Source organism: Campylobacter suis, assembly GCF_905120475.1.
Classification (GTDB): domain Bacteria; phylum Campylobacterota; class Campylobacteria; order Campylobacterales; family Campylobacteraceae; genus Campylobacter_A; species Campylobacter_A suis.
The window spans coordinates 598,719-624,797 of the sequence record NZ_CAJHOE010000001.1 but is presented as its reverse complement, the minus strand read 5'-3'; the positions used below and the strand labels follow the sequence as shown (position 1 = coordinate 624,797).

Below are 26,079 nucleotides of genomic sequence, written 5' to 3'. Positions count from 1 at the left end.
GGATAAAATGGGCATAAACAATACAGCATACGCAGCATATGCACAGTCAAGTGTCGGAGGCATAGAGTCTCCGACTAAACTTATTGAGATGTTATATGATGGTATTTTGAGATTTATTTTTCGTACAAAAAAGGCTATAGAGGCTGGTGATATCGAAAAAAAGGTCTACAATATCAATAAAGCAAATGCTATATTTGTTGAGCTTTTAAATTCACTTGATTACTCACAAGGAAATATAGCTCACTATCTTAGTGGGCTATACACTAGGCAGATTGAGCTTTTAGTTCAAGCAAACATAAAAGACGATATAGCCGCTCTAAATGAAGTTACAAATGTAGTCAAGCAGCTTTCAGAAGCATGGAGAGAGAGCACAGCCCAATGAAGTGGCTAGATGACTTTAAGCTTGCTATCATAAATGAAGATTTTGATGCAATAAAAAGGCTTGTCGCAAGTTTTAACGAGCAAAAATTTTCATCTCAAGACGCAGTAGAGGCACAAGCTCTAACGGCATCAGCGATTGAAATTTTAAAAACAAAAAGTAAGCATATAGAAGGCGAGATAGCCAAGGTTAATAACATTAAAAGATATATGAACTCATAAAACCTAGCTTTTATTCAAATTATTTAAATTTAAAACGCAACTTTACCGTATAAATTAAAATTTTGAACTTTTTAAAACTCAAAATTTTAATCGATTTTATTACCCCAAAAGCTCTCTTGCGTACTTTAGTCCAAGAGCATAGGCTTTGTCATTTGCTACAGCCACCTTTTCTGGCACATGAGAAAGCATACTGGCACGCACGACATGTTCATCTATGCAGCCACTCATTGCAACAGCAACACCAAGCGCAACGACACTTTGAGTTATGACATTTCCAACTTCATCTTTTGCAATAGAGATGATAGGGATCTCATAAATTTTCCATCTATTTTTATCCTCTTGGCTCGCCTTAACTAAATTTGGCTCAATAACTATAATACCCCCATCTTTCACGCCATCTTTAAAAGCATCATAACTTTTTTGTGCCGTAGCAAGCATAAAGTCTATATGACCTTCGTTTGCATAGGGATATAAAATTTCACTCTCATCAAGGATAATATCAACCTTAGTTGGACCACCGCGCACTTGTGAAGTGTAGGTAGATGCTTTTACTCCATATCCTCCACTCTCTATCTTTGCGGCTGCCAGAATTTCGCCAGCTAAAATAACGCCCTGCCCGCCAACTCCAACAAATCTAAGCTCACTTTTCACGCTAGCTCCTTAAAATTTATATCCACCCCATCGCGCATTTTGGCTATTACCTTTGCATATGCTTTTGTGTATTCGGTTCGTTCATCTTTATGAAGCACTCCTAGCGGGAATTTATCCTCTTTATCGCCCTCATCAAGTGCTTCAAATTTAGTCTTGTCTAAAATTCTTGAGCCTATCCATTCAAGATTTTTTACAGCTTCGCCCATTTTGTTTTTACGACCCAAATTTATATGGCAGTTTGAAAAAACATCAAAAAATGCATAACCATCGTGCTCAAAACCATCTTTTAAAAGTCTTGTAAGCTTTGTTGGCTCAAGCACACTCTGTCTTGCTACAAAGCTAGCTCCTGCCCCCATTAAAAGCTTACAGGTATCAAAACTTGGATCGATATTGCCATACTCAGCTGTCGCAGTCCAAAAACCCCTTGGCGTTGTCGGGCTTGTTTGAGAATTTGTAAGACCGTAGATGAAGTTGTTTATTAAGATATGCTTTATGCCTATATTTCTGCGTGCAGCGTGCAAAGTGTAGCTGGTACCTATGGCAAGACCATCGCCATCGCCAGTAATGACGATGACTTTTTTGTCTGGATTTGCCAGTTTTATGCCAGTTGCATATGCTGTCGCTCGCCCATGCGTAGTGTGAACAGTGTTGCAGTTTATATAGCTTGAAAAGCGCCCGCTACAGCCTATACCGCTCACCACACAAACATCATTCATATCCCAACCAAGCTCATCTATGGCTCGTACCACGCTTTTTAGAACAACACCATCGCCACAGCCCCAGCACCAAAGTGTAGGCATCTTATCCGTTCTTAGATACTTATCATAATCAAACGCCATAGCACTCTCCTAGTTTTTTCTCAATCTCAGCTGGACTTATAGGTCTGCCATTTACTTTAAAAAGTGTGCAAAAATCATTTCTTGCTGTTACTTTTACGACTTCACCAGCGTATTGTCCCAAATTTAGCTCACAGATGAGTAGTTTTTGAAATTTCTTTGCTATTTTATAAAGCTCACTAACGCACATTGGAAACAATGATATAGGTTTAAACAGCCCTACCTTTACCCCTTTTTGGCGTAAATTTAGCACAGCTTATCTTGCTGAAAGAGCGACGCCTCCATAGGCTATTATGCAGATTTCGGCATCATCTAGCATAAACTCTTCAAATTTTTCTATATCATTTGTATAGCTGTCTATCTTATCAAATAGTCTTTTCATGTTATATGCAACTATATCGCCATCTTCAGTCGGAAAGCCTCTTTCGCCGTGATGAAGTCCAGTAACATGATAGCGATAGCCTTTAAAAAATGGATTTAGCACGGCTGGCTCATTATGTTTTACCGCATATGGTTGATATTGACTAACATCACCATCAAAGCTTTTTCTTGAGATAATAGTTAGTTCTGAAATTTCAGGTATCTTAACCCTTGCTTGCATGTGTCCTATAGTCTCATCAAGTAGCAACATAACTGGCGTCATAAAACGCTCAGCCATATTAAAAGCATGAACCGTCATGGTGTAGCACTCAGTTAAGCTTGATGGCGCAAGCACTATCATATTTACATCGCCGTGGGTTGGGTTTTTTGCTTGCAAAACATCGCCCTGCGCCACCCTTGTAGGAAGTCCAGTGGATGGTCCACCACGCATGACATTTACTATAACAAGTGGAATTTCAGCGATAAAAGAGTAACCTATCTGCTCAGCCTTTAGTGAGATCCCAGGTCCAGAACTGGCTGTCATAGCCTTTGTACCACTCATTGACGCACCAAGAGCAACACATATACCAGCTATCTCGTCTTCCATCTGTATGAAAGTTCCGCCATTTGCAGGCAAAAGAGAGCTTAACTCATGAGCTATCTCACTGCTTGGGGTTATAGGATAACCGCCAAAAAATTTACATCCGCACTCAATAGCCGCCCTTGCAACAAGCTCATTTCCAGTAGTTATAAGCTCTCTCATAGGCTCTCCAATTTTTGAAATTTATTTGCTCGAACAGCCAAAGCTCTCTCTTTTGCTTCTGGCGTAAGTTTTGCAAATTTAAAGCCTTTTTGAGCGACATATATTGCAAAGTCAGGACAATGCAACTCACAATCCCTACACCCAATACAGGCATCAGGATGTACAACCTCTATCATCTTTCCAAGCACAGTACTAGCCTCAAGCCGCATACCAAGCACGCCAGCTGGGCAGTTACTAACGCACACATCGCACGCCTTACATCTGCTCTCATCTACCCAAACCGCTACATCATCGCGTATTATCATCTAAATTCTTTCTTTTTTACAAATTTTCTTTGATAAATTTTATATTTTGCACTATTTCAACCTCACTGGCCTTAAGTGATTCATTTTCTTTATCCGTTAGGTTAAACTCACTAACCTCTCCGACTCCATTTTTGCCGATCTTTGCAAGCCTTCCACAAGCAAAACCATCAAGCACTATACTTACGCTTTGAAGCTCATTTGTATCATTTTTTATAGCTTCACAAATTTTTACAGCTCCTGCAGCTGGAGCATAAAATGCTGAAGTGCCTACTAGATTTACAAACTTTGCTCCACCATTTCTAGTCTGACTGTCTATATGGGCAAGCTCATCGTCGTTTAAATTTGTACTCAAATAATTTTTAGAAATTATCATCTTGTCATTGTGCGCGCCCACCACTTTGCTAGATGAGCAAAACTCGCCTTTTAGCGTCGAAATTTCATAATTTAACCTAGCACTATCAAGCTCACCAGCCATGCCTATTATTCTATTTTTTGCAAAACCGCTAAACTCATAAGCAAGATAAACCATTACATCAAGAGGGTTTGTAACTACTACGATAAAGGCGTTTGGAGCGTATTTTACGATATTTTTAACAGCCATATCAAGCACTTTTGCATTTATAAGTAGCAAATCCTCACGAGTTTGTCCTGGTTTTCTTGGACTTCCAGCAGTCATTACTACAATATCGCTATTAGCAATCAATGCATAATCATCTCCGCCAAGTACCTTTAGGTTTTTGTTAAAAACATGAACGCTTTGAGCTATGTCCATAGCTTTTGACTGGGCTGTCGTGCCAAATATATCAACCATCGCAAGCTCATCGCAAACTCCACGCATAGCAAGTGCGTAAGCTGTGCTTGCACCAACATTTCCAGCACCGATAACAGAAATTTTCATCTTTGTTCCTTTTATCAAAATCCCATAAATTTAGCACTTTTTTTATTACAAAGTTTTTAAACTCATCTTATTTTTGAGAATTTATATTTGCGTTGTGTTCGTTTAGAGTTTTTGAAAAACGATGTTTTTTACTCTTTTTATCAAGGACGAAGTAAAGATATTCGCTTTTAGCTGGCGCGACTGCTGCCTTTATGGCTGCTATGGATACAGCACAAATAGGTGTCGGCGGAACTCCGCTGTTTAAGTATGTATTAAACTCACTTGTGTCGTTTCTTATGCGCTCAGGCGTAACTGCCATATGCGAGTAAATTCCATAGTTTAGCGTGCCGTCCATCTGCAAACGCATACCTTTATTTAGGCGGTTATAGATAACTGAAGCAACAAGTGGCATCTCAGCTTCATTTGCTGCTTCTTTTTGTATGACGGCAGCAACGGAAAGAATTTTAAACCATTTGCGCTCATTATACTCGCCAAAAATTTTCTTGCTAATCTCCTCTTGTGCCTTCTTTGAAGCATTTACAAGATAGTAAGCTAAGTGTCGCTCTGAAATTCCAAGAGGTATTTTGTATGTATTTGGCACCAAAAAGCCATCAGGTAGCGGAGAAAGCGCTAGGACTTCATCGTTTAGGCGTTTTGCGTCAAGTCCAAATTTTTGTGCCACTTCATTTAAAAACACTATCTGTGTCTCACCAGGTATCAATGTTATCTCGTTCATTGCAGCTTTTGTGCGAGTTAAACGCTCTAAAAACTCTCCCCTGCTTAGCTCATTTGCATTCATTTGTATCCAGCCAGACTGCGGCATGCCAAAAAAACGCACTAGAAATTTATCAAGCGAGCTGACATTAAAGTTGCGATTAGCTAAATAAGATATAATTTCGCTCACACTCCCCTTTGGTATAAAGACAACTTTAGAAGTATAAACTGGGCGAGAAAGGTAAAAAACAACGCTAATAGCGCAAATAAGGAAGAGCTCTGTGATGGTAAAAATAGCTATAAATTTACTAAAAATTTTGCTAGTTTTTGTTCTTTCATTCATTGTTATCCTAAAAATTGGTATTAAAATAGACAGTTTTGAGCTTGCTGGACTAAAACTAGAGCAATTATACATAAAACTTGATAAAAAAATAATTTTTACCGCACAAAACATCACTCTACCAAAACTAAAAGCACAAGATACTCACACCTCGGGCTCTGAGTTTTATAAACTTTCACAAAATGCCATCTGGTTAGATAAGATCTTTCAAGAAATTTCACTAACGGATGTAAATATAGGCGATATGAGCTTACAAATTCTATACAAAGATGATACATTTTTTATAGATAGCCCACACATTACAGTTGATATAAAAATACTTGAAATGATCGATAAAAATACTGAGAAAATCAACATAAACAACCTAAATTTCAAAGACTTTAATCTAAGCATTTTTGGCAACGCAAGTGCAAATTTAAAAGATAAAAAGTATGCTTTTAGTGGAAAGTTTAAAACGCACGAAATAGCTGGAGGCATCGACCTTGCTTTGATAAAGGATGACTTAAAGTACAAAATTTATGACGCAAACGCTACTTCACTTAAAAATTTTATGCAAGAGATAACTAAAAAAACTGGACTTGATAAAGAAGTTTCAAGCTGGATATATGGCTACATAAAAGCACAGAACTATCACATAAAAGAGCTTAATGGTCGCATAAATATCGCAACAGCACAGCCTTACTTAAACGAGCTAAAAGGAGAGGCACAAGCACAAAACTTACAAATTTCACTTGATAAAAGCCTAAAAGATATAAATGTCGAAGACGCAAACATTACCCTTGAAAATTCTCGCCTTGACTTTAGTCTAAATAAACCAACTTATAGCGGCAAAAAACTTGATGGCTCAAGTTTGCATATTTATGAGCTTTTTGATGAGAAAAAGGCGGGAATTTTTATAAACATAAAAACAAATTCAATCTATGACAAGTCTATAAACGACATCTTAAAAGCCTATAAAATTTCCGTTCCAGTAGAGCAAAAAAGTGGTAAAACAAGGGCAAATCTTGATCTAAATATCACCTTTAATGACTTAAATGTAGTTGCAAATGGTAAATTTGATGTGAGCGATGCAAAAATAGACATAGCAGACGCTCCATTTAGCGCAAAAAGTGCAAATATAGAGCTTAAAAACACTGATAAATTAGCAATAAAAGCAAAAGATTTTGGTTTAAATTTCTTTAACTCTGACGCAAGCGTTGATATAGATCTTTTAAAAAGCAAAGGGGATATAAGCGGCAGGCTAAAAGAGCTTAGTATAGGTGAAATTTTATCATTAAAAGATGAAAATTTAACCGCCGTGCTTGATTATAGTGGCAAAAACACCCTTTTAACATTTGCAAATCTAGGTCTTGAGCTAAGTTTTGGCTCTAAAAATAAGATAAATGTAACAAACAAAGCGCTCATAGCCCACTCCGCACTACTTTCAAAACTAAGCATAAATGGCTTTGAGAGTATAAATATCCAAACAAGTGACTTTGAAAACTTTGACATCATAGCAAAAGAGGCGACTTTTGATCTGCCATTTTACAAAAAAGATGGAAAAATTTACAACATTGACACATTTAATATCGATGTAAAAGAAAATTTAATAAAAGGCAACACAAAAAGTGGGCATTTAAATTTTGAGATCGCAGATGAAAAAGAGGTTAAACTTGGGGTAAATAACCTTGATGTTTTAATAAAAGCAAGTAGCGATGATGATAACTCAAGCCTAACTGACTCTCTTGGCGATATAAACGCAAACCTACAAGCTAAAAACTCAAACATCATTTTAGAGGACTTTAACCGCACGCTAGAACTTAAAGAGTATCAAGTTTGGGCAAAACAAGACTTTATAAAACTAGGTTCAAATGCCTATGGCGGGCGTATAAATTTAAGCAAAAATAAAGATGAGATAACTATAGAAGCACGCGACATAGACGGCAAATTCGTCAATCAACTCTTTGGAAGCGAGACATTTGAAGGAGGTAAATTTAAGCTAAAGGTCACGGGGACAAAAGAGGCTTTAAAAGGCGAAATTCGCTTTTATGATACATACTTTAAAGACTACATCTTTTATCAGCAGCTTTTAACTTTTATAAACTCGATCCCATCGCTACTTTCACTAAAAACACCTGACTTTAACCAAAAGGGATTTTCGGCTAAAAATGGTAAAATTTTACTTGAAAAAAATGGTGATATTTTAAAATTTATAGCGATTGAAATTCATGGCACAAGTGCCGATATTTTAGGTGCCGGCACGATAAATTTAAAAACAAAAGATATAGATGTTGACTTACAAATTGAATTTCTAAAAGACGCAAGCTCTATTATCGAAAATATCCCGATAGTAAATCAAATTTTACTTGGGAAAGAGCGCAAATTAAGCACTCTTATAAAACTTCGCGGAACTACCGAAAAACCAGAGTACAGTTCACAAGTACTAACCGATACGCTACTCGCGCCATTTAAGATAATAAGAAACATCTTGCAAGCGCCATTTTTGATATTTGAATAGGCTGGCTTAAACCTAAATTTCACAAAAATTTGATAAAATCAGCCTTTTAGTTCAAAGGAAGTTTCATGATAACAACACTACGAGGCATGAAAGATATAATGCCAAACGACAGCGCACTTTATGAATATATCGTAAAAACCTGTGAAGATGTCGCAAGAAACTATGGATTTTCACTTATCAAAACCCCGCATTTGGAACAAACTACACTTTTTAAACGAAGTGTCGGAGAGAGTAGTGATATAGTCGGTAAAGAGATGTATCAGTTTATTGATAAAGGTGATAATGATGTTTGTCTGCGCCCAGAAGGCACAGCTGGTGTTGTCAGGGCTTTTATAGAGAGCAAACAAGATAGGGCTGGTGGCATTTATAGATATTTTTATCACGGCTCTATGTTTAGATACGAGCGTCCACAAAAAGGGCGTTTGCGAGAATTTCATCAGTTTGGTGTAGAGAGTTTTGGAGTGGCTAGCGTGCTTGAAGATGCGAGCGTAATACTTATGCTTGCTGAAATTTTTAACCGTCTAAATATAAGATATAAGCTAAAGATAAACTCACTTAGCGATAGTCAAAGTATGCCTAAATTTAGGGAAAGTTTACTTAATTTTCTAAGCTTGCATGAGAATGAAATTTGTGAAGATTGCAAGAGAAGAAAAGAGCTAAATCCTATCCGTGTGCTTGACTGCAAAGAGAAAAAATGTCAAGAAATTTATCAAAATGCACCAGTGATGATAGAAAGCCTGAGCGATGAAGCTGCAGCTGAGTTTAAAAAACTCCAAGAAATTTTAACAGCAAACAGCATAAATTACGAAATAGACACTAAGCTTGTGCGTGGGCTTGATTATTACTGCAAAACGGCGTTTGAGTTTGTAAGTGATGAGATAGGTAGCCAAAGTGCCATCGCTGGTGGTGGTAGGTATGATCGCCTAGTTGAATACCTAGGCGGCAAGGCAAGCTATGGTGTTGGCTTTGCGATGGGTATTGAAAGAATAATGGAAATTTTAAAAGAGCATAAAAGTGAGCGAAATGGAGCTTATCTTTGTGCGTTAGATAGTCAAAATTTAGATTTTATCTTTGGGCTTGGTATAAAGTTGCGTAAAAATTTTAAGATTGAGATCTCTTATGAAGCCAAAAAAATTGCAAAACACATGCAAGTAGCTGATAATAAAAACTGTGAAATTTTCCTTTGCGTGGGTGAAAATGAGCACAAAAACGGTGAAGTCTTTTATAAAAATTTGATAGATAAAACTGAAAAAAACATAAAAATCAACGAGCTTGAAAAGGAGCTTAAAATATGAACGACTATGGTCTTAACATATGGGGTAATTCAAATTTCGTGATAGAAAATGGCAAGGTTTGCGTAAATGTGCCTAGCCGTCCAGCCATTATCGATATAGTAAAACAAATTCGCGATGATGGGTACCGAGGTCCGCTTTTACTGCGATTTCCACACATGATACAAAAGCAAATAGAACAGCTTTACTCAAGCTTTAATAAGGCTAGAAAAGAGTTTGGTTATAAGGGAAATTTTAATGCCGTCTATCCTTTAAAAGTCAATCAATACCCAGGTTTTGTAAAAAACCTTGTAGAGCTTGGAAAGCCCCATAACTACGGTCTTGAGGCTGGAAGCAAGGCTGAGCTTTTGCTCGCTATGGCATTTAATAATGAAAGCGCTCCTATAACCGTAAACGGCTTTAAGGATAAAGAGATGATAAATATCGGCTTTATCGCAGCTGAGATGGGACATAACATAACTTTAACGATCGAGGGTCTAAACGAACTTGAAGCCATAGTAGCAACCAGCAAAGAGCGCTTTAAGCCAAAGCCAAACATAGGTCTTCGTATCCGCTTGCACTCTTCAGGCTCTGGGTTTTGGGCAAAAAGTGGTGGCATACACTCAAAATTTGGATTAACCTCAACTGAACTGATAGAAGCTGTTAATATGCTTAAAAAAGCAAATTTACTAGATCATTTTACTATGATACACTTTCACATCGGCTCTCAAATAACCGAAATTCACACCCTAAAAAAGGCACTCAGTGAAGCTGGAAACATCTATGCTGAGCTTAGGAAAATGGGTGCTACAAATCTAAAAGCCATAAATTTAGGTGGAGGGCTTGCGATTGAGTATTCGCAGTTTAAGCAAACTACAAGCAGAAACTACACACTAAGCGAATACGCAAATGATGTTGTGTATCTACTAAAAACTATCGCAGAGCAAAAAGGTGAGCTAGAGCCTGATATATTTACAGAAAGTGGACGCTTTATCGCTGCCTCTCACGCACTTTTAGTTGCTCCCGTGTTAGAGCTCTTCTCTCAGGACTACACCGAAGAAAAGTTAAATTTAAAAAAGAAAAATCCACAACTTATAACCGAGCTAAATGACCTTTATAGCTCTATAAAACCAAGCAATGCTCTTGAGTATCTACACGACAGTATACACCACATGGAGAGCGTTTTAACACTCTTTGACCTTGGATATGTTGATCTTCAAGATCGCTCAAATGCCGAAGTTTTATGCAGTCTTATTAGCAAAAAAGCTGTAAATTTGTTAGGCAATAAAAGCAACATAGACCTAAGTAAAATCCAAAAAGATGTACAAGAGCGCTATCTTGTAAATTTCTCTATGTTTCAAAGCTTACCTGACTTTTGGGGATTGCAGCAAGACTTTCCGATTATGCCGCTTGATCGCTTAGATATCCGCCCTACTTTGCCTGCTTCAATATGGGACATCACATGCGATAGCGATGGCGAGATCTCTTATAATGATGAGAAAAACCCTCTACTTTTACACGATGTTGATGTTGAAAAAGAGGAGTATTTCCTTGGATTTTTCTTAGTTGGAGCGTATCAAGAGGTGCTTGGTATGAAGCATAATCTCTTTACACATCCAACAGAAGCAACCATAAAGATGACTCAAAGTGGCTTTGAAATTTCGCACCTTCTTGAAAGTCAGAGTATACTTGATATAATGGAAGATATGGATTATGATGTCTATGCGATACAAGATACGCTAAATGAGAGATTAGAAAAGTCAAAACTTATTAACGAAACACAAAAAAAGCAAATTCTAGGTGAACTTTATCTCTTTTTAAATGATAACAGCTACCTAAAAACTATCCAATAGTTTTACATATCGAAACATCTACAAAAATTTTCAGGGCAAATTTAGCTAATCTGCCCTGAATTTTAGCCACATTAGTATAAGATTCAAAAAATTTTAAAGGAGATAAGATGCTATCAAAAAGAGTTCAGAGCCTAAGCGAGTCTATAACTATCGCCATTAGCTCAAAAGCCAAAGAGATGAAAGCTGCTGGCATAGATGTAATAAGCTTTAGTGCAGGAGAGCCTGACTTTGATACGCCAAAAGCGATTAAAGATGCAGTTAAAGCCGCACTTGATAAAGGTTGTGGCAAATACACACCAGTGCCAGGCACGCCAGAGGTTTTAAATGCTATCGCTACAAAACTAAAGCGAGATAACGGCTTAGAGTATAAAACTACTCAGATCATCACAAATGTTGGCGGAAAACACTCTCTTTTTAACATCTTTTCAGCTCTTATTGATAACGAAGATGAAGTCATCATACCAGCACCTTACTGGGTAACATATCCAGAGATAGTAAAATACTGTGGCGGAAAGCCCGTATTTATCGAAACTAGCGAAGAAAATGGCTTCAAACTAACGCCACAACAACTAAAAAACGCTATATCTTCAAAAACTAAAATTTTAAGCCTAAACTACCCATCAAACCCTACCGGCGCGATCTATACAAGAGCCGAACTAGAGGCTATCGCCAAGGTTTTAGAGGGAACAAATATCATGGTTATAAGTGATGAAATTTATGAAAAACTTGTCTTTGATGGCGAGTTTATAGCATTTGCAAGTGTTAGCGAAGATGCATTTAAACGAACGGTCACCATAAACGGACTTAGCAAATGTGGGGCTATGCCAGGCTGGCGTTTTGGCTATACAGCAAGCGTTATGGATGAACTAAATACCGCCATGAAAAGCCTACAAAGCCAAAGTGTAAGCAATATCTGCTCACTCGTTCAAGCAGGAGCTATACCAGCACTACTTGGGGAAACTGAAGCTGACATCGCCGATATGAACGGCGAATATAAAAAACGCAGAGACGAGGCAGTAAGACTTATAAACGACATCCCGGGACTTAGCGTTATTAAGCCAGATGGGGCTTTTTATCTTTTTGTAAATTGCAAAGCAGTTGAGCCTGATGATATGAAATTTTGCCAAAAACTACTAGAAGATGGTAAAGTAGCCTGTGTTCCAGGGGTTGGCTTTGGTATGGGCGGCTACTTTAGACTAAGCTTTGCAACTGATCTTGAGAGCATAAAAAAGGGTATCGCACGCATTAGTGAATTTGTTAAAAACTATCAAAGATAGGCAGTTTTTAAGACATAAAAAGGCTTGCTCCTTAAAATTTAGTTTAATCTTTCTTGATAAAATGTATTAAAATTTTAAAGGAAAAAGATGCAAATAAGCATAAATGGCTTTACTTTTAGCACAAAAGCAAGCGACACAACAGAACTTAGGGCTGAATTTTTTACACAAGGTAGTGAAATTTCAGCCTTTATACAAAAACATGACTTAGCGGATGCGGATATTTTTATACTCAATGGCTTTGCGATAAAAGAACAACAAGAGCTAAAAGATAACGATAAGATAACTCTTATAAAGCGTGGCGTAATGCCAGAAAGAGAAATTTTAAAAGCCATGATAGAGGCTAGAAATTCTCCCGAGCTAAATGCCGCTTTAAATTCTGCTACGATAGGTATTGCAGGACTTGGAGGACTTGGATCAAATATCGCTCTTAGTCTTGCTCGCGTTGGAGTATCTAGGCTCATTTTGGCTGATTTTGATGTGGTTGAGCCAAGCAATCTAAATCGCCAGCAATACTTTGTCAACCATATCGGTATGAAAAAAATAGAAGCAACAAAAGAGCTTATCTCTCAAGTTAATCCATTTGTAGAAGTTATAACTCACGATGTTTATCTAGACGCCAAAAATGTAGCTGAAATTTTTGCCCCTTGCTCTATAATATGTGAGGCATTTGATAATGTTGTGGGCAAAACAATGTTCTTAAATGAAGCTAGCGCAAGCTTAGCAAGTAAACAGATCATCACTGCTTCTGGCATGGCTGGTCTTCATAGTTCAAATATCATAAAAACAATGAAATTTGCTAAAAATGTCCATGTATGCGGCGATCTTAAAAACGAAGCTCGCATAGGTCAAGGGCTTATGGCGCCACGAGTTGCTATTTGCGCAAATCATCAAGCAAACCTAGCACTTCGCCTGCTTATGGGACTTGAAGCTTAAAAAGACAAAGGAAAAATAATGAAAAATATATTTAAAAACGCTGCGATTAGTATTATCTTAATGGCACATCTAATAACCGTGGCTATTATAAATTTTGCACTCCCAAGCTACAAGACGCTAACCATCGTAGGCACTGAAGTTAAACGCATGGATAAGGATGGCTTTATAAACAAACAACGCACGGCAAACGGCGTAGTGCGTGATGTTTATTTTTTATATACAAAATTTCCAGATAGCGAAAAAGTCCTATCTTTTCGCAACGAAGATACCCGCTGGGGCTTTCCATTTTATATGAAATTTAACTCTGCTGACTTACAGGCTAGAGCAACTGCATTTGCTGAAGAAAAGGCACTTGTGGAAGTGAAATACTATGGTTGGCGCATACCTGTTTTTGATGAGTTTTTTAACGCTATCTCAGTTAAAAAACTAGAAAACGCAAACAACGCCTCTCATCCGATAGTAAGCTACATACTTTACTTTTTAACGCTTGTTTCATTTATCTCATGTGTTGTTTTAGTAAAGCGAAAATTTAGACAAGCAGTTTAATTTATAAGATAAAAGTGCGAGTGCTGTTTTGCAACTCGCACAATGAATTTAATGCACAACTGGCGCATCGCCAGTGCAAGGATGATGATGATAATCATCAAATATAACCTTATCGGTTTGAAATTTTATCCGTTTTTCAGCCCTAATGCGTAAAAACTCATCCTCTTCGATACGCTTAATCTGAATCGCAGCCTTAAAAGTGGGAGTCTTAGCTATCAAATCCCAGCCATTACTAGTAAGCTCATTACAGCAGCTTTCCCAGTAGTGGTAGGTCATCTGGATAATGCCATCAGGCACTACATCTGTGATATCTGCCTTAATGACGATATAGCCGTATCTGCTCCACGCCTTGATAAATTCTCCATGCTTTATACCATATCTTTTAGTCAAATTTGGGTGCATCTCAGCGATAGGACCGATACTATCTCCGCCATTTTCAATAGCCTTTGAGCGGCGTGTCATTATGCCCCCAGCGTATTGATAGACCTTTCTGGTCGTTAAAAGCTGTATCGGATAGTTCTCATCCGTTGGCTCATCTACGCTTCCAGCCATTACCTCCCAATCGTCTGGCAAATTTATCCGTTTTCTAAACTCTTCTTTTGCGGGCTCTATCTCAGCTAAGCTTCCTACATGCAAGCACGGTATCAGCTTACCTTTGCCATCTGGTGTGAAAAATTTCTTATCAAGATACAAGCTTTGTCCACCCATATCATCTTCATTAGGACAAGGCCAGTGAAGTCCGTGATGTTTTTTGATACGATAATAGCTCATGCCACCGTATCTTCTGGGATCGCATTTTCTCTCTTCCTCCCAAATTTCTTCAGGGGATTTAAAGTTAAAGCCCTCTTTTGCACCTAGTCTTCTTGCTATCTCGCAGATTATCCACCAGTCTTGGCGTGCGTCTCCTGGAGGAGTTATGACCGCTTCGTTATGCTGAACACGGCGTTCGGCATTTGCGTACAAACCCTCCTTTTCACTACTTGCAACACCTGGCAAAACAACATCAGCCTTAAGCGAAGTTTCAGTCAAAAATATATCTTGGCAGACATACATATCAATTTTTGAGATAGCTTTTAAAAAGTGATTTGTGTTTGGGTCAGTCATAACTGGATTTTCACCCATCGTCCAGAAAAAGTGAATCCTTCCATCAAGTATAGCATCTGGAACTTCGGTCTTATGAAGTCCTATCTTGCCACTTAAAAACCCAGGCTCTAAATGCCAAACTTTCTCAAACCAAGCCCTTTGCTCAGGGTCTGTGACTGAGCCTAAATTTGAGAAGATATTAGGTAAAACGCCCATATCACAGCACCCTTGGACATTTTCTTGACCCCTTATAGGCAAGTCGCCACTACCAAGCTCTCCAACATTTCCTGTCAATAAAAACAAATTTGATATATCACAAACCGCACCAACTCCGTGGTTAAAATGTGTCACCCCCATACCGTGAGTGATAACGGCTGGGCGGATAGTCGCATACATTCGCGCAGCTTTTCTTATGTCTTCTGGATTTAAATTTGCATACTTACTAACAGTCTCTGGAGAGTAGTCTTTAACCACCTCACGAACATACTCAACACCTTTTGTGTGCGCATTTACAAATTCCCAGTTTATCAAATCCTCTTCAAATAAGACATGTATTAATGCATTTATCACAGCGATATTATGCTCTGGCGCAAGTTGTAAATGCACATCTGCACGGCTAGCAAATTCTGTTTTTATCGGGTCGATTACTATGAGTTTTGCGCCACGATTTAATGCCCGTTGTATGTGCATAGCGGCTATTGGGTGTCCATTTTCTGGATTTGAGCCTATCATCAGGATACAATTACTATGCGGTCCTATCTCTGTGAAGCTATTTGTTGCTGCTCCATTACCAATTGTTTTGGCAAGACCTGCCACAGTTGGAGCGTGTCAAATTCTAGCACAGTGATCTACATTATTAGTCCCTATAACTGCGCGCATGATCTTTTGCGCTACATAGTTATCCTCAAGAGTACAGCGCGCCGAGAAATTTCCCACAAGTGCGTCTGGTCCGTATTTTTCTTTAACCTCTTTCATCTTTGCAACAACAAGATCTAACGCTTCATCCCAGCTAGCTGGCTCAAGTGAACCATCTTTGCTAAAAACGCCATTTTTCTTGCGTATCATAGGTGTTGTCAGACGATCTGGCGCACCGACATAGTCCCAGCCATAAAAGCCTTTAAGACAGAGATTGCCCTCATTTACTGGGTTGTCATCAATGCCTGTGGCTGAGCGTATCACATTATCTTCAACATGAAGCTCGACCTGACAGCCAGTCCCACAGTACGGACAAATGACTTTGCCAGTCTTAGCATTTACTCCCATTTTTTCTCCTTCTTAATTTATGCAAACTTTGCATATTTATTACTCTGCAATTTTTGCATAATAAAACTTAATAAAAAATAAAATATATTAAATATTTAAACTATTTTTATAATATAAGTATATTTTTATATAAATACATAAAAAAGTAAAAAATTTTATCTAAAATAGCTAAAATAAAGCATAACGATAAATTTACATTATATTATAACTATTGATTTTATATTTTAAATAAATTTATTTTAATTAAAAGTAGCTTATTTGCTAAAATATATAAACTATATATTTTTATTAATAAAATAGCCAAAAAATTTTATTTTTCTATAAAATTTTATACAATTAAGAGTTCGTTTATCCTTTTTAAATATAATCACATTTTACTTCAAATAAAGGATAAAAATGGCATCTGTAAATTTTAAAGGCTCGCCAGTCACTCTAACTGGCAATGCCCTTAGCAAGGGTCAAAGTGCTCCTGTTGTAAATGTTGTGGCACAAGACCTTTCGGATATTCAAATCGGCGGACAACAAGGTAAAGTGCAAGTTGTGGTCGTGGTTCCATCGCTTGATACTGGTGTTTGCGCTAGTGAGGCTAGGAAATTTAACGAGCATGCTGCAGCACTTGCAAATACTGAAGTGGTCGTAGTTTCAATGGATCTGCCTTTTGCTATGGGGAGATTTTGCACAACCGAGGGCATTAAAAACCTAAAAACAGGTAGCGACTTTAGGGCTAAGGAATTTGCTAACGCATATGGCGTTTTATTAGCAGATGGCGCACTTGCTGGGCTTACATGCCGTGCAATTTTCGTTATAGATGCAAATGGGGTCATCATTTACAAGGAAATTTGTGATGAGATAACAGATGAGCCAAACTATGAGGCTGCTCTAAGTGCGGCAAACGAAGCCAGCACAACATGCTGCGGTAGCTGACACTAAAATTTAGGTTTGCGGTGCAAACAAACTTCAAGCCCCATTTTGGGGCTTTTACAAAAAAACCAAATTTAAAAATACATAAAATTTTATGTATTTTATCTAGCTTTCATTTAAATTCCAGCAAAAGCTTTTCTTGCATTTGCTAAGTCATTTTCATCTGGGTGCGACTTTGCAGCCTCCCATCTTGCCAAACGCTCAGGCGTTATCTGATGCATAGCCTTATCACCCATCTTTTCCACCATCTCTCTCATTTGCTGCATAACTTCATCAGATATGGCTCCTTGACATATAAACTCTCGCAAAACCTCGCAACCATTTTCTTCAAGCAAAACCTTGCCTCCATTTAGCATATGAGCGCCATGTTCGCCATCTGGCTCAGCACCAAGAGTTATAAAAAGCCCTACTCTTTTATCTTTGATATTTTCTTTTATAAATCTTTTAAATTTGCTATCAGGACCGCCTTTATCGATATAATACCCCACGGCTATAAAATCAAATTCGCTTAAATTTTGTGCCTTTTGACTCTCAAAGCTAACCGCTTCACAACCAAGCTCATCAGCTATCGCCTCGCCAACCTTTTTGGTATTTCCCGTTTGAGAAGAGTAAATCACGATCTTTTTCATCTGTCAAATTCCTTTTGTGTTATTTTTGTTATCTCATCAGCCATTGTATTTCCCCAAAAAATTCCATCCAAAGTAAGCTCATAGCCACTTTCGTTTAAATTTAACAATCCCCAGTCTTGCCATTGCTTAAATGTCTGCAAAAGTTCAGAAAAACACTCATCACCTATAAAAGACTTTATGTCATTAAATTTTAGTACATGATACTGAAAAAATGCTATAAATTTCTTATAGTTTTGCTCGCTTGGCGGTAAAATTCCAAGCATCTGCACGCCTTTTTTCATATTAAATATACCAAAATCCCCGACCTTTCCACCAGAGCCTATGCCAAGCGGCAAAATGTCTGCACCAGCATGAGAAAGGCGGATATACCTATAAACATCGCGCCCTATTTTTGAAATTTTAGTTAGTTCAAGCATTTCGTGCGAGCCATCAAGCATTTCATTGACAAACAAATGGTGCAACTTTTTATCTCGTTCAAGCTCATAATAACTCGTATCGTGATTCTTGCTAAACTCAGAACCATCTAAAAACTGAAGCGAGTAAAAACTCACGCTATCAACGCCTATTTGTTTTAGCGTTGCAGCATCAAATTTTAACTCATCATCACTTTGTTTTGGATAGTTATAGATGATATCTGCACAAAGCATACCATCAAATTCTGCCCTTAACTTCGCCAAATGCTCTATCGCTGAGGCTTGGCTATGAGCACGGTTTAGTAGCTTTCTGCCAGCTTCGCTAAATGTTTGTATACCTATGCTGTATCGATTTACGCCAAGTTCTTGCATTAGGCGAAGCTTGGATAAATTTAGATTATGTAGTGTGCTTTCAAAGCTAAACTCGACATCTTTTGAAAGAACAAAACCCTCTTTTATCGCCGTTATCACGCGTTCAAGATGTTTTTCTTTTAGCGTAGTTGGCGTACCTCCGCCAAAGTAAATAGAACTAAACTCTTTTTGCTTTATATAGTTAAACTCACTATATCTTTTTATCTCTGCAAGCAAAAACTCGGTGTATTCATCAAGCTCATCATCAAGCTTTGTGCGGTTCATCGAGCAAAATGAGCAGATATTGTCGCAAAATGGCACATGAAAATATATCGCGCCATCTTTGTGGGTAGGAGTTTGCGTGTCTAAAAACTCAAACAAATCCTTTTGTTTTGCCATCTTTGCACGCTTGGGATGACCACTATGGTGACCTTTTATCCGTTTAGAAAACATGTTTTTATGCCTTTCATTTTAGTTCCTCCTCCTCCGTTTGATAATGCGTAAGTTTATCAAAATTTTTTTAAAATACAAGCTTAATGAATAAAAATATTTTGTAAATTTTTATTAAATTTTAAAAATATTTTTTATAAAATACAGATTTAAAAAATGAAAATAAATATCATATAATTAGGAGTTTTAATGTCGGATATAAAAAACGGCAAGCCATTTATAGCAAAGCCAACAAAAAAGTCATGCTTTGTATATTTGCAGCAAGCGCCATCACAACTTTTGCAGCCGACAATGATGTTTCGCTAGATAGTATCGAAGTCATTGAAAAGAGTGAGCAGGATGTAAAAGAGCGCAAAGTAAGTGAGATAAAAAAGACCACAAAAGATTTAGAAAAACAGCAAGTCTCAGATACTCGTGATCTTGTAAAGTATGAGACTGGAATTTCAGTCGTTGAGAGCGGCAGATTTGGCGCTTCTGGATACTCAATACGCGGAGTTGATGAAAATAGAGTTGCGATACAAATAGATGGGTTACAACAAGCTGAAAGTATAAATTCTCAAGGTTTTAAAGACCTTTTTGAGGGATATGGAAATTTTAACAACACAAGAAATGGCGTAGAAATAGAAAATATAAAGCAAGCAAATATAACAAAAGGTGCGGATAGTATCAAGGCTGGTAGCGGTGCCTTGGGTGGGTCTGTTATGTTTGAGACAAAGGATGCAAGGGATTATTTGATAGATAAAAACTGGCATTATGGATTTAAATTTGGCAATCAAACAATGAATAATGAAAATATGTTTTCACATACTTTGGCAGCTAAATTTAAGTGGTTTGATATTTTAGCTATTAGAACCGATAGAGATGGGCATGAGATAGAAAACTATGGATATAAAACATATGATGATAATGCAAGAAGAAAGACGCGCGAAAAAGCAGACCCATATAATATCAAAAAAGAAAGCACTCTTTTAAAATTTGGAGTTCAATTTAACGAAACAAATCGTTTAAGTATCGGTTATGACAAAAGCGAGGTTAGCTCCAAAGGAACCGACTGGTCTTATAACCTAAGCCCTCTAACACACACAAACATAACTGGAGGAAACTGGGGCAACGAAGACAGAGAGCATGAATACAGGCATACACACGATAAAAGCACTAGAAAAAATATATCGTTTGTTTATGAAAACTATGATGAAACACCTCTTTGGGATAGCTTAAAGATAAGTTACAATAAACAAAACATAAAGCTAAAAGCAAAAACAGAAGAGTATTGCGATGGCGGAGATAAGTGTGAAGAGATAGCAAATCCTGATGGCATTGAAATTAAAAATTCAAAACTCGTTGATAAATACGGAAATGATTTAAAAGTCACTAACGATACTATTGTGACTGATTATGAACCAGTGGATTATGGTGGGAAATTTTATACAAGAGAAGAACTTGAGGCTATGAAGTGGAAGATAAATTATATAGATGATGTTCTTTCAGACCAAGAGGCTGGATATGGCATAATCTTAACCCAGCAAAATTCAGATATCTTAACCGATAGTAAAGGCAAAGAACTTACCGATAGCAGAGAATACAGCACATCAAATATATATGTAAATTGTGATGAGCATGATTGTTCAAAGCCACTAACTCTTATGACTTCAAAAATTGATAGCTCAGGAAGTAAATCTTATAAGTATAAAAATTTTAACCTTGAAAAAACTTCATCAAAATTTGCAAAACTAAACACAACCGATGGATATGATTATGTAGTTTTACCAAATAGCAATGGATTTGTCGATAATAACTGGAAAGATAGGGATTTAAACACCGACACAAAGCAAGTAAATTTAGACCTAAGTAAAGAATTTTACACAAAAGATATAGAACATACACTAAGCTATGGAGGAGTTTATAGTATAACAGACAAAAGTATGGTAAATCGCCAAGGCTATAAAGGACACAATAAACAATGGTGGAATAGATACTTTGTAGGCACAAACAAAGACAATCAAGCGGATATATGCAAACCCATAAGTGGCAGTAGCTTTTCTAATCTATGCGGTCATGAGGATGAAAAAACAAGTTTTCTTATCCCAGTTGAAACCAAAACCGGGGCTTTATATCTTAGTGATGATATAAAAGTAAATGAAATTTTAGCATTCGGACTTGGTTATAGGTATGATAAAATAAAACATAATCCAACATACAAACCAGGCGTAACGCCAAAAATATCAGATGATATAGTAAAAGGGCTTTTTGTGCCGCTTGAAACAAACAAGCTTCAGGTTCCAGACTGGTCTGATTATGCTAACTACACAGACTATCTTATTGCAAGAAAAGCATACGAAGATGAACAAGCTAGGGTTGATGCCGTAAATAAAGATAACGCAGCTAAAAACATATCCTACATATCACAATCAAAAGAGTATCAAGAGTCATCATTTGCCATAAGCACGACAGTTGATCCACTTGATTATTTAAGAATTCAAGCAAAATACGCAAGAGGCTTTAGAGCTCCTACTTCTGATGAGCTTTACTTTACTTTCAAACATCCAGATTTTACGATACTTCCAAATACAAACCTAGAAGCTGAGATGGCAAAAACAAAAGAAGTAGCCTTTACTTTTTATAATGAAGCAAGCTTTTTAACGATAGATCTTTTTAGAACGGATTATGAGAATTTTATAGATTTGGCACGCAACGGATATATAGAAGAAAAGGTTGGTACTGAAAATAGAAGATTTATCAAATACCAAAATATAAATTATTCAAAAGCAAAGGTAACTGGTTTGGAGATTAGCTCTAAGCTGGATTTGGCTCAAATTCATGAAAGCTTATCAGGCTTTAGTCTTGACTATAAACTAACTAGACAAAAGGGCAAAATGTTTGTTGACAAATACGACATGTGGGTTCCTATGAATGCCATTCAACCAAAAACGGATATATTTTCTGTTGGATATATTGCGCCTAGTAAAAAATTTGGAGCCGATTTTTATGTAACAAAAGTTAAAGCAAAAAATCCAGCCGATACATACAATATATACTGGGAAGATGAAGGAAAAACAAAAGATGATCATAATCTAAAATGGATGAGCACTAGCTATACGACTTTAGATCTAATAGCATTTTATCAGCCGATTAAAAATTTAACCTTTAGAGCAGGTGTTTATAATATGAGTGATAAAAAATACTTAACTTGGGAAAATGCTCGCTCAATCCGTCCTTTTGGCACAAGCAACATGATAGATCAAGAAACAGGACTTGGCATAAACCGCTTCTACTCGCCTGGTAGAAATTTCAAACTAACATTTGAAATGACATTCTAAATTTCGGGGCTTTTTGCCCCATTATTTACTTTTTTGTATGTGGATTGCTAACCCTTGCACCATTTAAAATCTCAAACCCCTGCGTATCAAAAGCCGCACCAAAACCTTTTACATAGCGACCCTTGCCAAGTGAAATTTTAACAACATAAAAGTCTTTCATCGCACGGATAAATTTTAAAGATGGATCATCAGAAAATTTCTCTTCAAATTTATCAAAAATTCTCTCCCTATCTTCATCGCTCATAAAACTAGCCGCCGCCTCAAAACTCACCCTAACCCTTGCAAAAGCGCTTTTTGCCTCTGCCTCATCTTGCAAAAACATAACTGAAATTTTGTCTGGATTTTGCTTTATAGCGTGATAATGCTCAGCCACAGATGAAAGTGTGATATAAATTTCATTTTCAACCTTAACAAAAGGCGCATACGAACTCACGCTTTTGCCATCTTTTTGGCTTGAGATGATAACTGTTTTAAAGCCATCGACAAAGCTTATAAGCCCCTCTTGTGTGGTATTTTGAATGCTATTTTTTTTGATACTTGAGTAAAGCTCGATGATGACATCTTTAAAATTTCCATCCTTTGCCTTGCTTAAAAACGGCACAAAAGCACTTTCATTGCCACTTACTATCTGCATGCCATCTTCATTTATGTCGGCTATCTTTGCGCCCTCATACTCTTTTATGCCACCTAGTTTTTGTGCAAATGCCTTAACTATGTCGGCATGATCCTTATTCATATGCTCTATCGCAACTTCTTTCATAAAATTTCCTTTTGTGTGAATGTGTTTTTTATTTTAACAAAATCTTTTTAAAGATTAATTGAATATTTTTAGTAGGTAATAAAATTTATTTTAGGGCTTTTAAGCCCTAAATATTAACTTAAACTCGCATAAAGCTCAGTTACAACATCACGATAGCTCATAGGATTTGAGTTATCAGCCTTACTTAAAAATTTTACATAAAAGCTCTGTCCTCCAGCACTTATGTTCATGCCATCTTCATCAACATCAACAAGCTTCGCATCGCTTGCATCTTTTATGCCGCCTAATTTTTCAGCAAATTCAACCAAAATTTCCTGATGATTTTCATTCATATGTTCAATCACCATTTCTTTCATATTTTGTCCTTTTTTGTAAAAATTTTTGATATATATTACCAAAATAATATTTAAATTTTATTTAACTATAAATTTAAATTTATGATACGCAAAATCATTTAATTAATAAATTTTAAATTCTTGCTTTTAACGCGTCAAATTTCTCCACTTGTTCAGGTAGTAGCTTCATCTTTGCGTCACGCCCTACACTTAGTTTAAAGATATTATTACCCTCTTTGTCATAAAACTGCACAGAAAGCGAGAGCAACCCCATAAAAGTTTGCGATACAAAAAATATCCTATCTATCTCTTCAAATTTTAAGTGTCCGCCAAATTTTGACTCTTTATGGTTGAAGTTATAATACCCTTGCATCTTTTTGCCACTTGGGATATTTGTCTTAAATTCTATAATAAAAGCTGGAGTGTTTTTGATAAAAAGAACCTCGCCCCATGTGCCTATGTCATTTAAAATCTCTTCAAATTTATCTCCACTAACCTCTTTACAGTGGCTTGCTGGCAAATTTTCTATGACCTCTATCTCGCGAGCCAAGCCTAGTTCTTCGCCTATTTTTGCAAGCGATATTTTTGGATTTGCCTCAAGAAGTGCTTTTACTTTTTCTTTCATTTTTATCCTTATTTTGAAATTTAAAACCGTTATTCTAGCATATTTAATAATAATTTTCAAATTTAACCTTAATAACTTTAAATATTAAATTTTTAAAAATTCTAAAATATCTAAAAACAATTTTAATACCAAAAAATCACCATATACCTATATATAAATAAAATAAGTATTATTTAAAATTTATATAAATTTTTTAAGTTTTAGCTCAGTTATTATTATATATAATCCTTTTTCATATTTAAAATCAAGGAGAAAATAGTGTCAATAAGTGCTAGAAATCAAGTGGAAGTTGAACTTACAGAAGTAAGAACTGGTGCTGTAAATTCTTTAGTAGTAGGTAAAACAGCTGGCGGCGAAGTGTTAAAAGCAACAGTTACCACAGATAGCGAAAAAGCTCTTGAGCTAAAAGTAGGTAAGAAAGTGGTATTTTTGTTCAAGGCTTCTAGCGTTATCGTTGCAAAAGATGGAGAGTTTAAGCTAAGCGCAACAAATCAAGTTGCTGGCAAAGTAAGTGAAGTAAAAGCTGGCTCTGTAAATTCTGAGATTGTTATCGATGCAAATGGCGATAAAATTTCAGCCATCATAACAAAAGAATCAGCTGAAAAACTAATCCTAAAAGCAGGCGATAATGTAAAAGCTATCATAAAAGCTACAAATATTATAGTGGGCGTAAGGGTTTAACTATAAAATTAAAGTAAATTTAATATAAATTTTACAAATAAAATTAAAGAAAAATCTACAAAATTTACAAGCCACTGCGTTGTGGCTTGGCTTTTTTGATTAAGGTTTTGTACGATTTATACGATTTTTCTCTCTTTAAAATATTCAAAAAGTTAAAAATTTTAATAATAAATTTTAGATAAAAATTTAAATATAGCCATTTTAGTTAATAAAACTTTTCAATAATAAATTATAACATTACATCAGGAATTTAACTTTAACACAAGGAGTTAAAATGTCAAATCATGATCTCTTATCTCGGATAAATGATAGACTTGACCAACTTAGCAAGTTGCCTGCCGTAAAGGACAAGCTTACCATTACAAAAGCACTAGAAAAAAAGGGTTTTTCTAGGCGTGAATTTATGAAATGGGCTGGAAGCATGAGTGCACTTTTAGCACTACCAGCCACATTTACCCCAGTTGTTGCTCGTGCAGCTGAGCTTAGTGACAGACTTCCTGTTATCTGGCTACATATGGCTGAATGTACTGGCTGTTCAGAGAGCCTTCTTCGAACAGATACACCAACTATAGACAGCCTAATTTTTGACCACATAAGCCTTGAATATCATGAAACATTAATGGCAGCCTCTGGCTGGCAAGCAGAGCATAACTTAGAAGATGCAATACAAAAACATAAAGGAAAGTATGTTTTGTTAGTTGAGGGCGGGATACCTACAGGAGCCACTGAACACTATCTCACTATAGGTCCACACGGTGTAAGCGGAAAAGAGCATGCCATAAAAGCAAGCCAGAATGCTGCGGCTATCTTTGCGATAGGCACCTGTTCTAGCTTTGGTGGCGTTCAAGCAGCTCATCCAAATCCTTCAAACTGCGTTGGGCTTAGCAAAGTCACAGATAAGCCAGTCATAAATGTCCCTGGCTGTCCTCCAAGCGAGAAAAATATAGTCGGAACACTGCTTCACTTTATACTATTTGGCACTCTACCAGCTCTTGATGTTTTTAATAGACCAAAATGGGCTTACGGATTACGCATACATGATCTTTGTGAGCGTCGTGGTCGCTTTGACGCTGGAGAATTTGTGCAAAATTTTGGCGATGAAGGGGCAAAAAATGGCTATTGTCTTTATAAAGTTGGCTGTAAAGGGCCTTATACATTCAACAACTGCTCAAAAGAGAGATTTAACTCTCACACAAGCTGGCCAGTACAAGCTGGACATGGATGTATAGGCTGTAGTGAGCCAAATTTTTGGGATACTATGGGTCCTTTTGAAGAGCCAATGGGCGATAGACTTTATGATACAGTATTTGGACTTGGAGCAGATAGTATAAGCGATAAGATAGGCATAGGCGTTTTAACATTAGCTGGCATAGGCATAGCAACACATGCGGCTATTGCAGCAAGTAAGAAAAATGAAGAGTGAGGCAC

At 36.8% G+C, this 26,079-nt stretch carries 23 protein-coding genes and 1 pseudogene; 12 read left to right on the top strand and 12 right to left on the bottom strand.

Annotation, left to right across the window (positions count from 1 at the left end; all coding sequences use genetic code 11):
- The first annotated feature begins 7 nt into the window (after positions 1 to 7).
- A complete protein-coding gene (gene fliS / locus LQV35_RS03220) occupies positions 8 to 382 on the top strand; it encodes a flagellar export chaperone FliS (protein ID WP_230056423.1) in 375 nt (124 codons plus the stop codon).
- Positions 379 to 600 carry a hypothetical protein gene (locus tag LQV35_RS03215; protein ID WP_230056422.1) on the top strand — a complete coding sequence of 74 codons (222 nt, stop codon included), beginning with the start codon at positions 379 to 381 and terminating at the stop codon, positions 598 to 600. The genes fliS and LQV35_RS03215 overlap by 4 nt, the downstream gene beginning before the upstream one ends.
- Positions 601 to 699: 99 nt before the next feature.
- Here the strand turns inward: LQV35_RS03215 and LQV35_RS03210 are convergent, their stop codons facing one another.
- From LQV35_RS03210 to mltG, 6 genes and pseudogenes are all read right to left on the bottom strand, one after another.
- The gene (locus LQV35_RS03210) at positions 700 to 1,251 is read right to left on the bottom strand and encodes a 2-oxoacid:acceptor oxidoreductase family protein (protein WP_230056421.1); all 552 of its coding nucleotides are present in this window, start codon (positions 1,249 to 1,251) and stop codon (positions 700 to 702) included.
- A complete protein-coding gene (locus tag LQV35_RS03205) occupies positions 1,248 to 2,090 on the bottom strand; it encodes a 2-oxoglutarate ferredoxin oxidoreductase subunit beta (protein ID WP_230056420.1) in 843 nt (280 codons plus the stop codon). Before LQV35_RS03205 ends, LQV35_RS03210 begins: the two co-directional genes overlap by 4 nt.
- Positions 2,080 to 3,210, bottom strand: a pseudogene (locus LQV35_RS03200) (2-oxoglutarate synthase subunit alpha). Before LQV35_RS03200 ends, LQV35_RS03205 begins: the two are co-directional and overlap by 11 nt.
- Positions 3,207 to 3,515, bottom strand: a complete 309-nt coding sequence (locus LQV35_RS03195; RefSeq protein WP_230056419.1) for a 4Fe-4S binding protein — start codon at positions 3,513 to 3,515, stop codon at positions 3,207 to 3,209. Before LQV35_RS03195 ends, LQV35_RS03200 begins: the two are co-directional and overlap by 4 nt.
- A 16-nt stretch (positions 3,516 to 3,531) precedes the next feature.
- The gene (locus LQV35_RS03190; protein ID WP_230056418.1) at positions 3,532 to 4,413 is read right to left on the bottom strand and encodes a lactate/malate family dehydrogenase; all 882 of its coding nucleotides are present in this window, start codon (positions 4,411 to 4,413) and stop codon (positions 3,532 to 3,534) included.
- Positions 4,414 to 4,480: 67 nt separating this feature from the next.
- Entirely contained in the window at positions 4,481 to 5,449 is a 969-nt protein-coding gene (mltG, locus tag LQV35_RS03185; RefSeq protein WP_230056417.1) for an endolytic transglycosylase MltG, read from the bottom strand.
- Between mltG and LQV35_RS03180 the strand changes: the two genes are divergently transcribed.
- The 6 genes from LQV35_RS03180 to LQV35_RS03155 all read left to right on the top strand — a co-directional run bounded on the left by LQV35_RS03180 (position 5,391) and on the right by LQV35_RS03155 (position 13,823).
- The gene (locus LQV35_RS03180; protein ID WP_230056740.1) at positions 5,391 to 7,943 is read left to right on the top strand and encodes a YhdP family protein; all 2,553 of its coding nucleotides are present in this window, start codon (positions 5,391 to 5,393) and stop codon (positions 7,941 to 7,943) included. The genes mltG and LQV35_RS03180 overlap by 59 nt on opposite strands.
- A 65-nt stretch (positions 7,944 to 8,008) precedes the next feature.
- On the top strand, positions 8,009 to 9,238 hold the full coding sequence (gene hisS, locus LQV35_RS03175) for a histidine--tRNA ligase (protein ID WP_230056416.1): 1,230 nt from the start codon (positions 8,009 to 8,011) through the stop codon (positions 9,236 to 9,238).
- Entirely contained in the window at positions 9,235 to 11,067 is a 1,833-nt protein-coding gene (gene speA, locus LQV35_RS03170) for a biosynthetic arginine decarboxylase (protein ID WP_230056415.1), read from the top strand. The genes hisS and speA overlap by 4 nt, the downstream gene beginning before the upstream one ends.
- 107 nt (positions 11,068 to 11,174) lie before the next feature.
- Positions 11,175 to 12,344, top strand: coding sequence for a pyridoxal phosphate-dependent aminotransferase (locus tag LQV35_RS03165; RefSeq protein WP_230056414.1), 1,170 nt, complete (start codon positions 11,175 to 11,177; stop codon positions 12,342 to 12,344).
- 87 nt (positions 12,345 to 12,431) lie between these two features.
- Positions 12,432 to 13,277, top strand: a complete 846-nt coding sequence (thiF, locus tag LQV35_RS03160) for a sulfur carrier protein ThiS adenylyltransferase ThiF (protein ID WP_230056413.1) — start codon at positions 12,432 to 12,434, stop codon at positions 13,275 to 13,277.
- Positions 13,278 to 13,295: 18 nt separating this feature from the next.
- Positions 13,296 to 13,823: a DUF1523 family protein gene (locus LQV35_RS03155; RefSeq protein WP_230056412.1), complete on the top strand. Its 528-nt coding sequence runs from the start codon at positions 13,296 to 13,298 to the stop codon at positions 13,821 to 13,823.
- Positions 13,824 to 13,871: 48 nt separating this feature from the next.
- Here the strand turns inward: LQV35_RS03155 and LQV35_RS09160 are convergent, their stop codons facing one another.
- Positions 13,872 to 16,169, bottom strand: a complete 2,298-nt coding sequence (locus tag LQV35_RS09160) for a molybdopterin oxidoreductase family protein (RefSeq protein WP_418884435.1) — start codon at positions 16,167 to 16,169, stop codon at positions 13,872 to 13,874.
- Positions 16,170 to 16,565: 396 nt separating this feature from the next.
- Between LQV35_RS09160 and prx-suh the strand changes: the two genes are divergently transcribed.
- Positions 16,566 to 17,093 (top strand): thiol peroxidase Prx-SUH, encoded by a 528-nt coding sequence (gene prx-suh / locus LQV35_RS03140; protein ID WP_230056411.1) that lies wholly within the window; start codon positions 16,566 to 16,568, stop codon positions 17,091 to 17,093.
- Positions 17,094 to 17,206: 113 nt separating this feature from the next.
- Here prx-suh and LQV35_RS03135 read toward each other — a convergent pair whose 3' ends face one another.
- Both LQV35_RS03135 and LQV35_RS03130 read right to left on the bottom strand, forming a co-directional pair.
- The gene (locus tag LQV35_RS03135) at positions 17,207 to 17,719 is read right to left on the bottom strand and encodes a flavodoxin family protein (protein ID WP_230056410.1); all 513 of its coding nucleotides are present in this window, start codon (positions 17,717 to 17,719) and stop codon (positions 17,207 to 17,209) included.
- Positions 17,716 to 18,936, bottom strand: a complete 1,221-nt coding sequence (locus tag LQV35_RS03130) for a radical SAM protein (RefSeq protein WP_230056409.1) — start codon at positions 18,934 to 18,936, stop codon at positions 17,716 to 17,718. The genes LQV35_RS03135 and LQV35_RS03130 overlap by 4 nt, the downstream gene beginning before the upstream one ends.
- A gap of 239 nt (positions 18,937 to 19,175) precedes the next feature.
- Here LQV35_RS03130 and LQV35_RS03125 point away from each other — a divergent pair, with 239 nt between their 5' ends.
- Positions 19,176 to 22,250 carry a TonB-dependent receptor domain-containing protein gene (locus LQV35_RS03125; RefSeq protein ID WP_230056408.1) on the top strand — a complete coding sequence of 1,025 codons (3,075 nt, stop codon included), beginning with the start codon at positions 19,176 to 19,178 and terminating at the stop codon, positions 22,248 to 22,250.
- A gap of 25 nt (positions 22,251 to 22,275) precedes the next feature.
- On the opposite strand, the gene LQV35_RS03120 is transcribed toward LQV35_RS03125, so the two are convergent.
- The 3 genes from LQV35_RS03120 to hutX all read right to left on the bottom strand — a co-directional run bounded on the left by LQV35_RS03120 (position 22,276) and on the right by hutX (position 23,970).
- Entirely contained in the window at positions 22,276 to 23,010 is a 735-nt protein-coding gene (locus LQV35_RS03120; RefSeq protein ID WP_230056407.1) for a HugZ family heme oxygenase, read from the bottom strand.
- Positions 23,011 to 23,123: 113 nt separating this feature from the next.
- On the bottom strand, positions 23,124 to 23,366 hold the full coding sequence (locus LQV35_RS03115; protein ID WP_230056406.1) for a DUF2470 domain-containing protein: 243 nt from the start codon (positions 23,364 to 23,366) through the stop codon (positions 23,124 to 23,126).
- A 112-nt stretch (positions 23,367 to 23,478) separates the two neighbouring features.
- Positions 23,479 to 23,970 carry a heme utilization cystosolic carrier protein HutX gene (hutX, locus tag LQV35_RS03110; RefSeq protein WP_230056405.1) on the bottom strand — a complete coding sequence of 164 codons (492 nt, stop codon included), beginning with the start codon at positions 23,968 to 23,970 and terminating at the stop codon, positions 23,479 to 23,481.
- Positions 23,971 to 24,228: 258 nt separating this feature from the next.
- Between hutX and LQV35_RS03105 the strand changes: the two genes are divergently transcribed.
- Together LQV35_RS03105 and LQV35_RS03100 are read left to right on the top strand one after the other, a co-directional pair.
- Complete coding sequence (locus tag LQV35_RS03105; RefSeq protein ID WP_230056404.1) at positions 24,229 to 24,651, top strand: TOBE domain-containing protein; 423 nt, start codon at positions 24,229 to 24,231, stop codon at positions 24,649 to 24,651.
- A 274-nt stretch (positions 24,652 to 24,925) separates the two neighbouring features.
- Positions 24,926 to 26,074: a hydrogenase small subunit gene (locus LQV35_RS03100; protein ID WP_230056403.1), complete on the top strand. Its 1,149-nt coding sequence runs from the start codon at positions 24,926 to 24,928 to the stop codon at positions 26,072 to 26,074.
- The last annotated feature ends 5 nt before the right edge of the window (positions 26,075 to 26,079 follow it).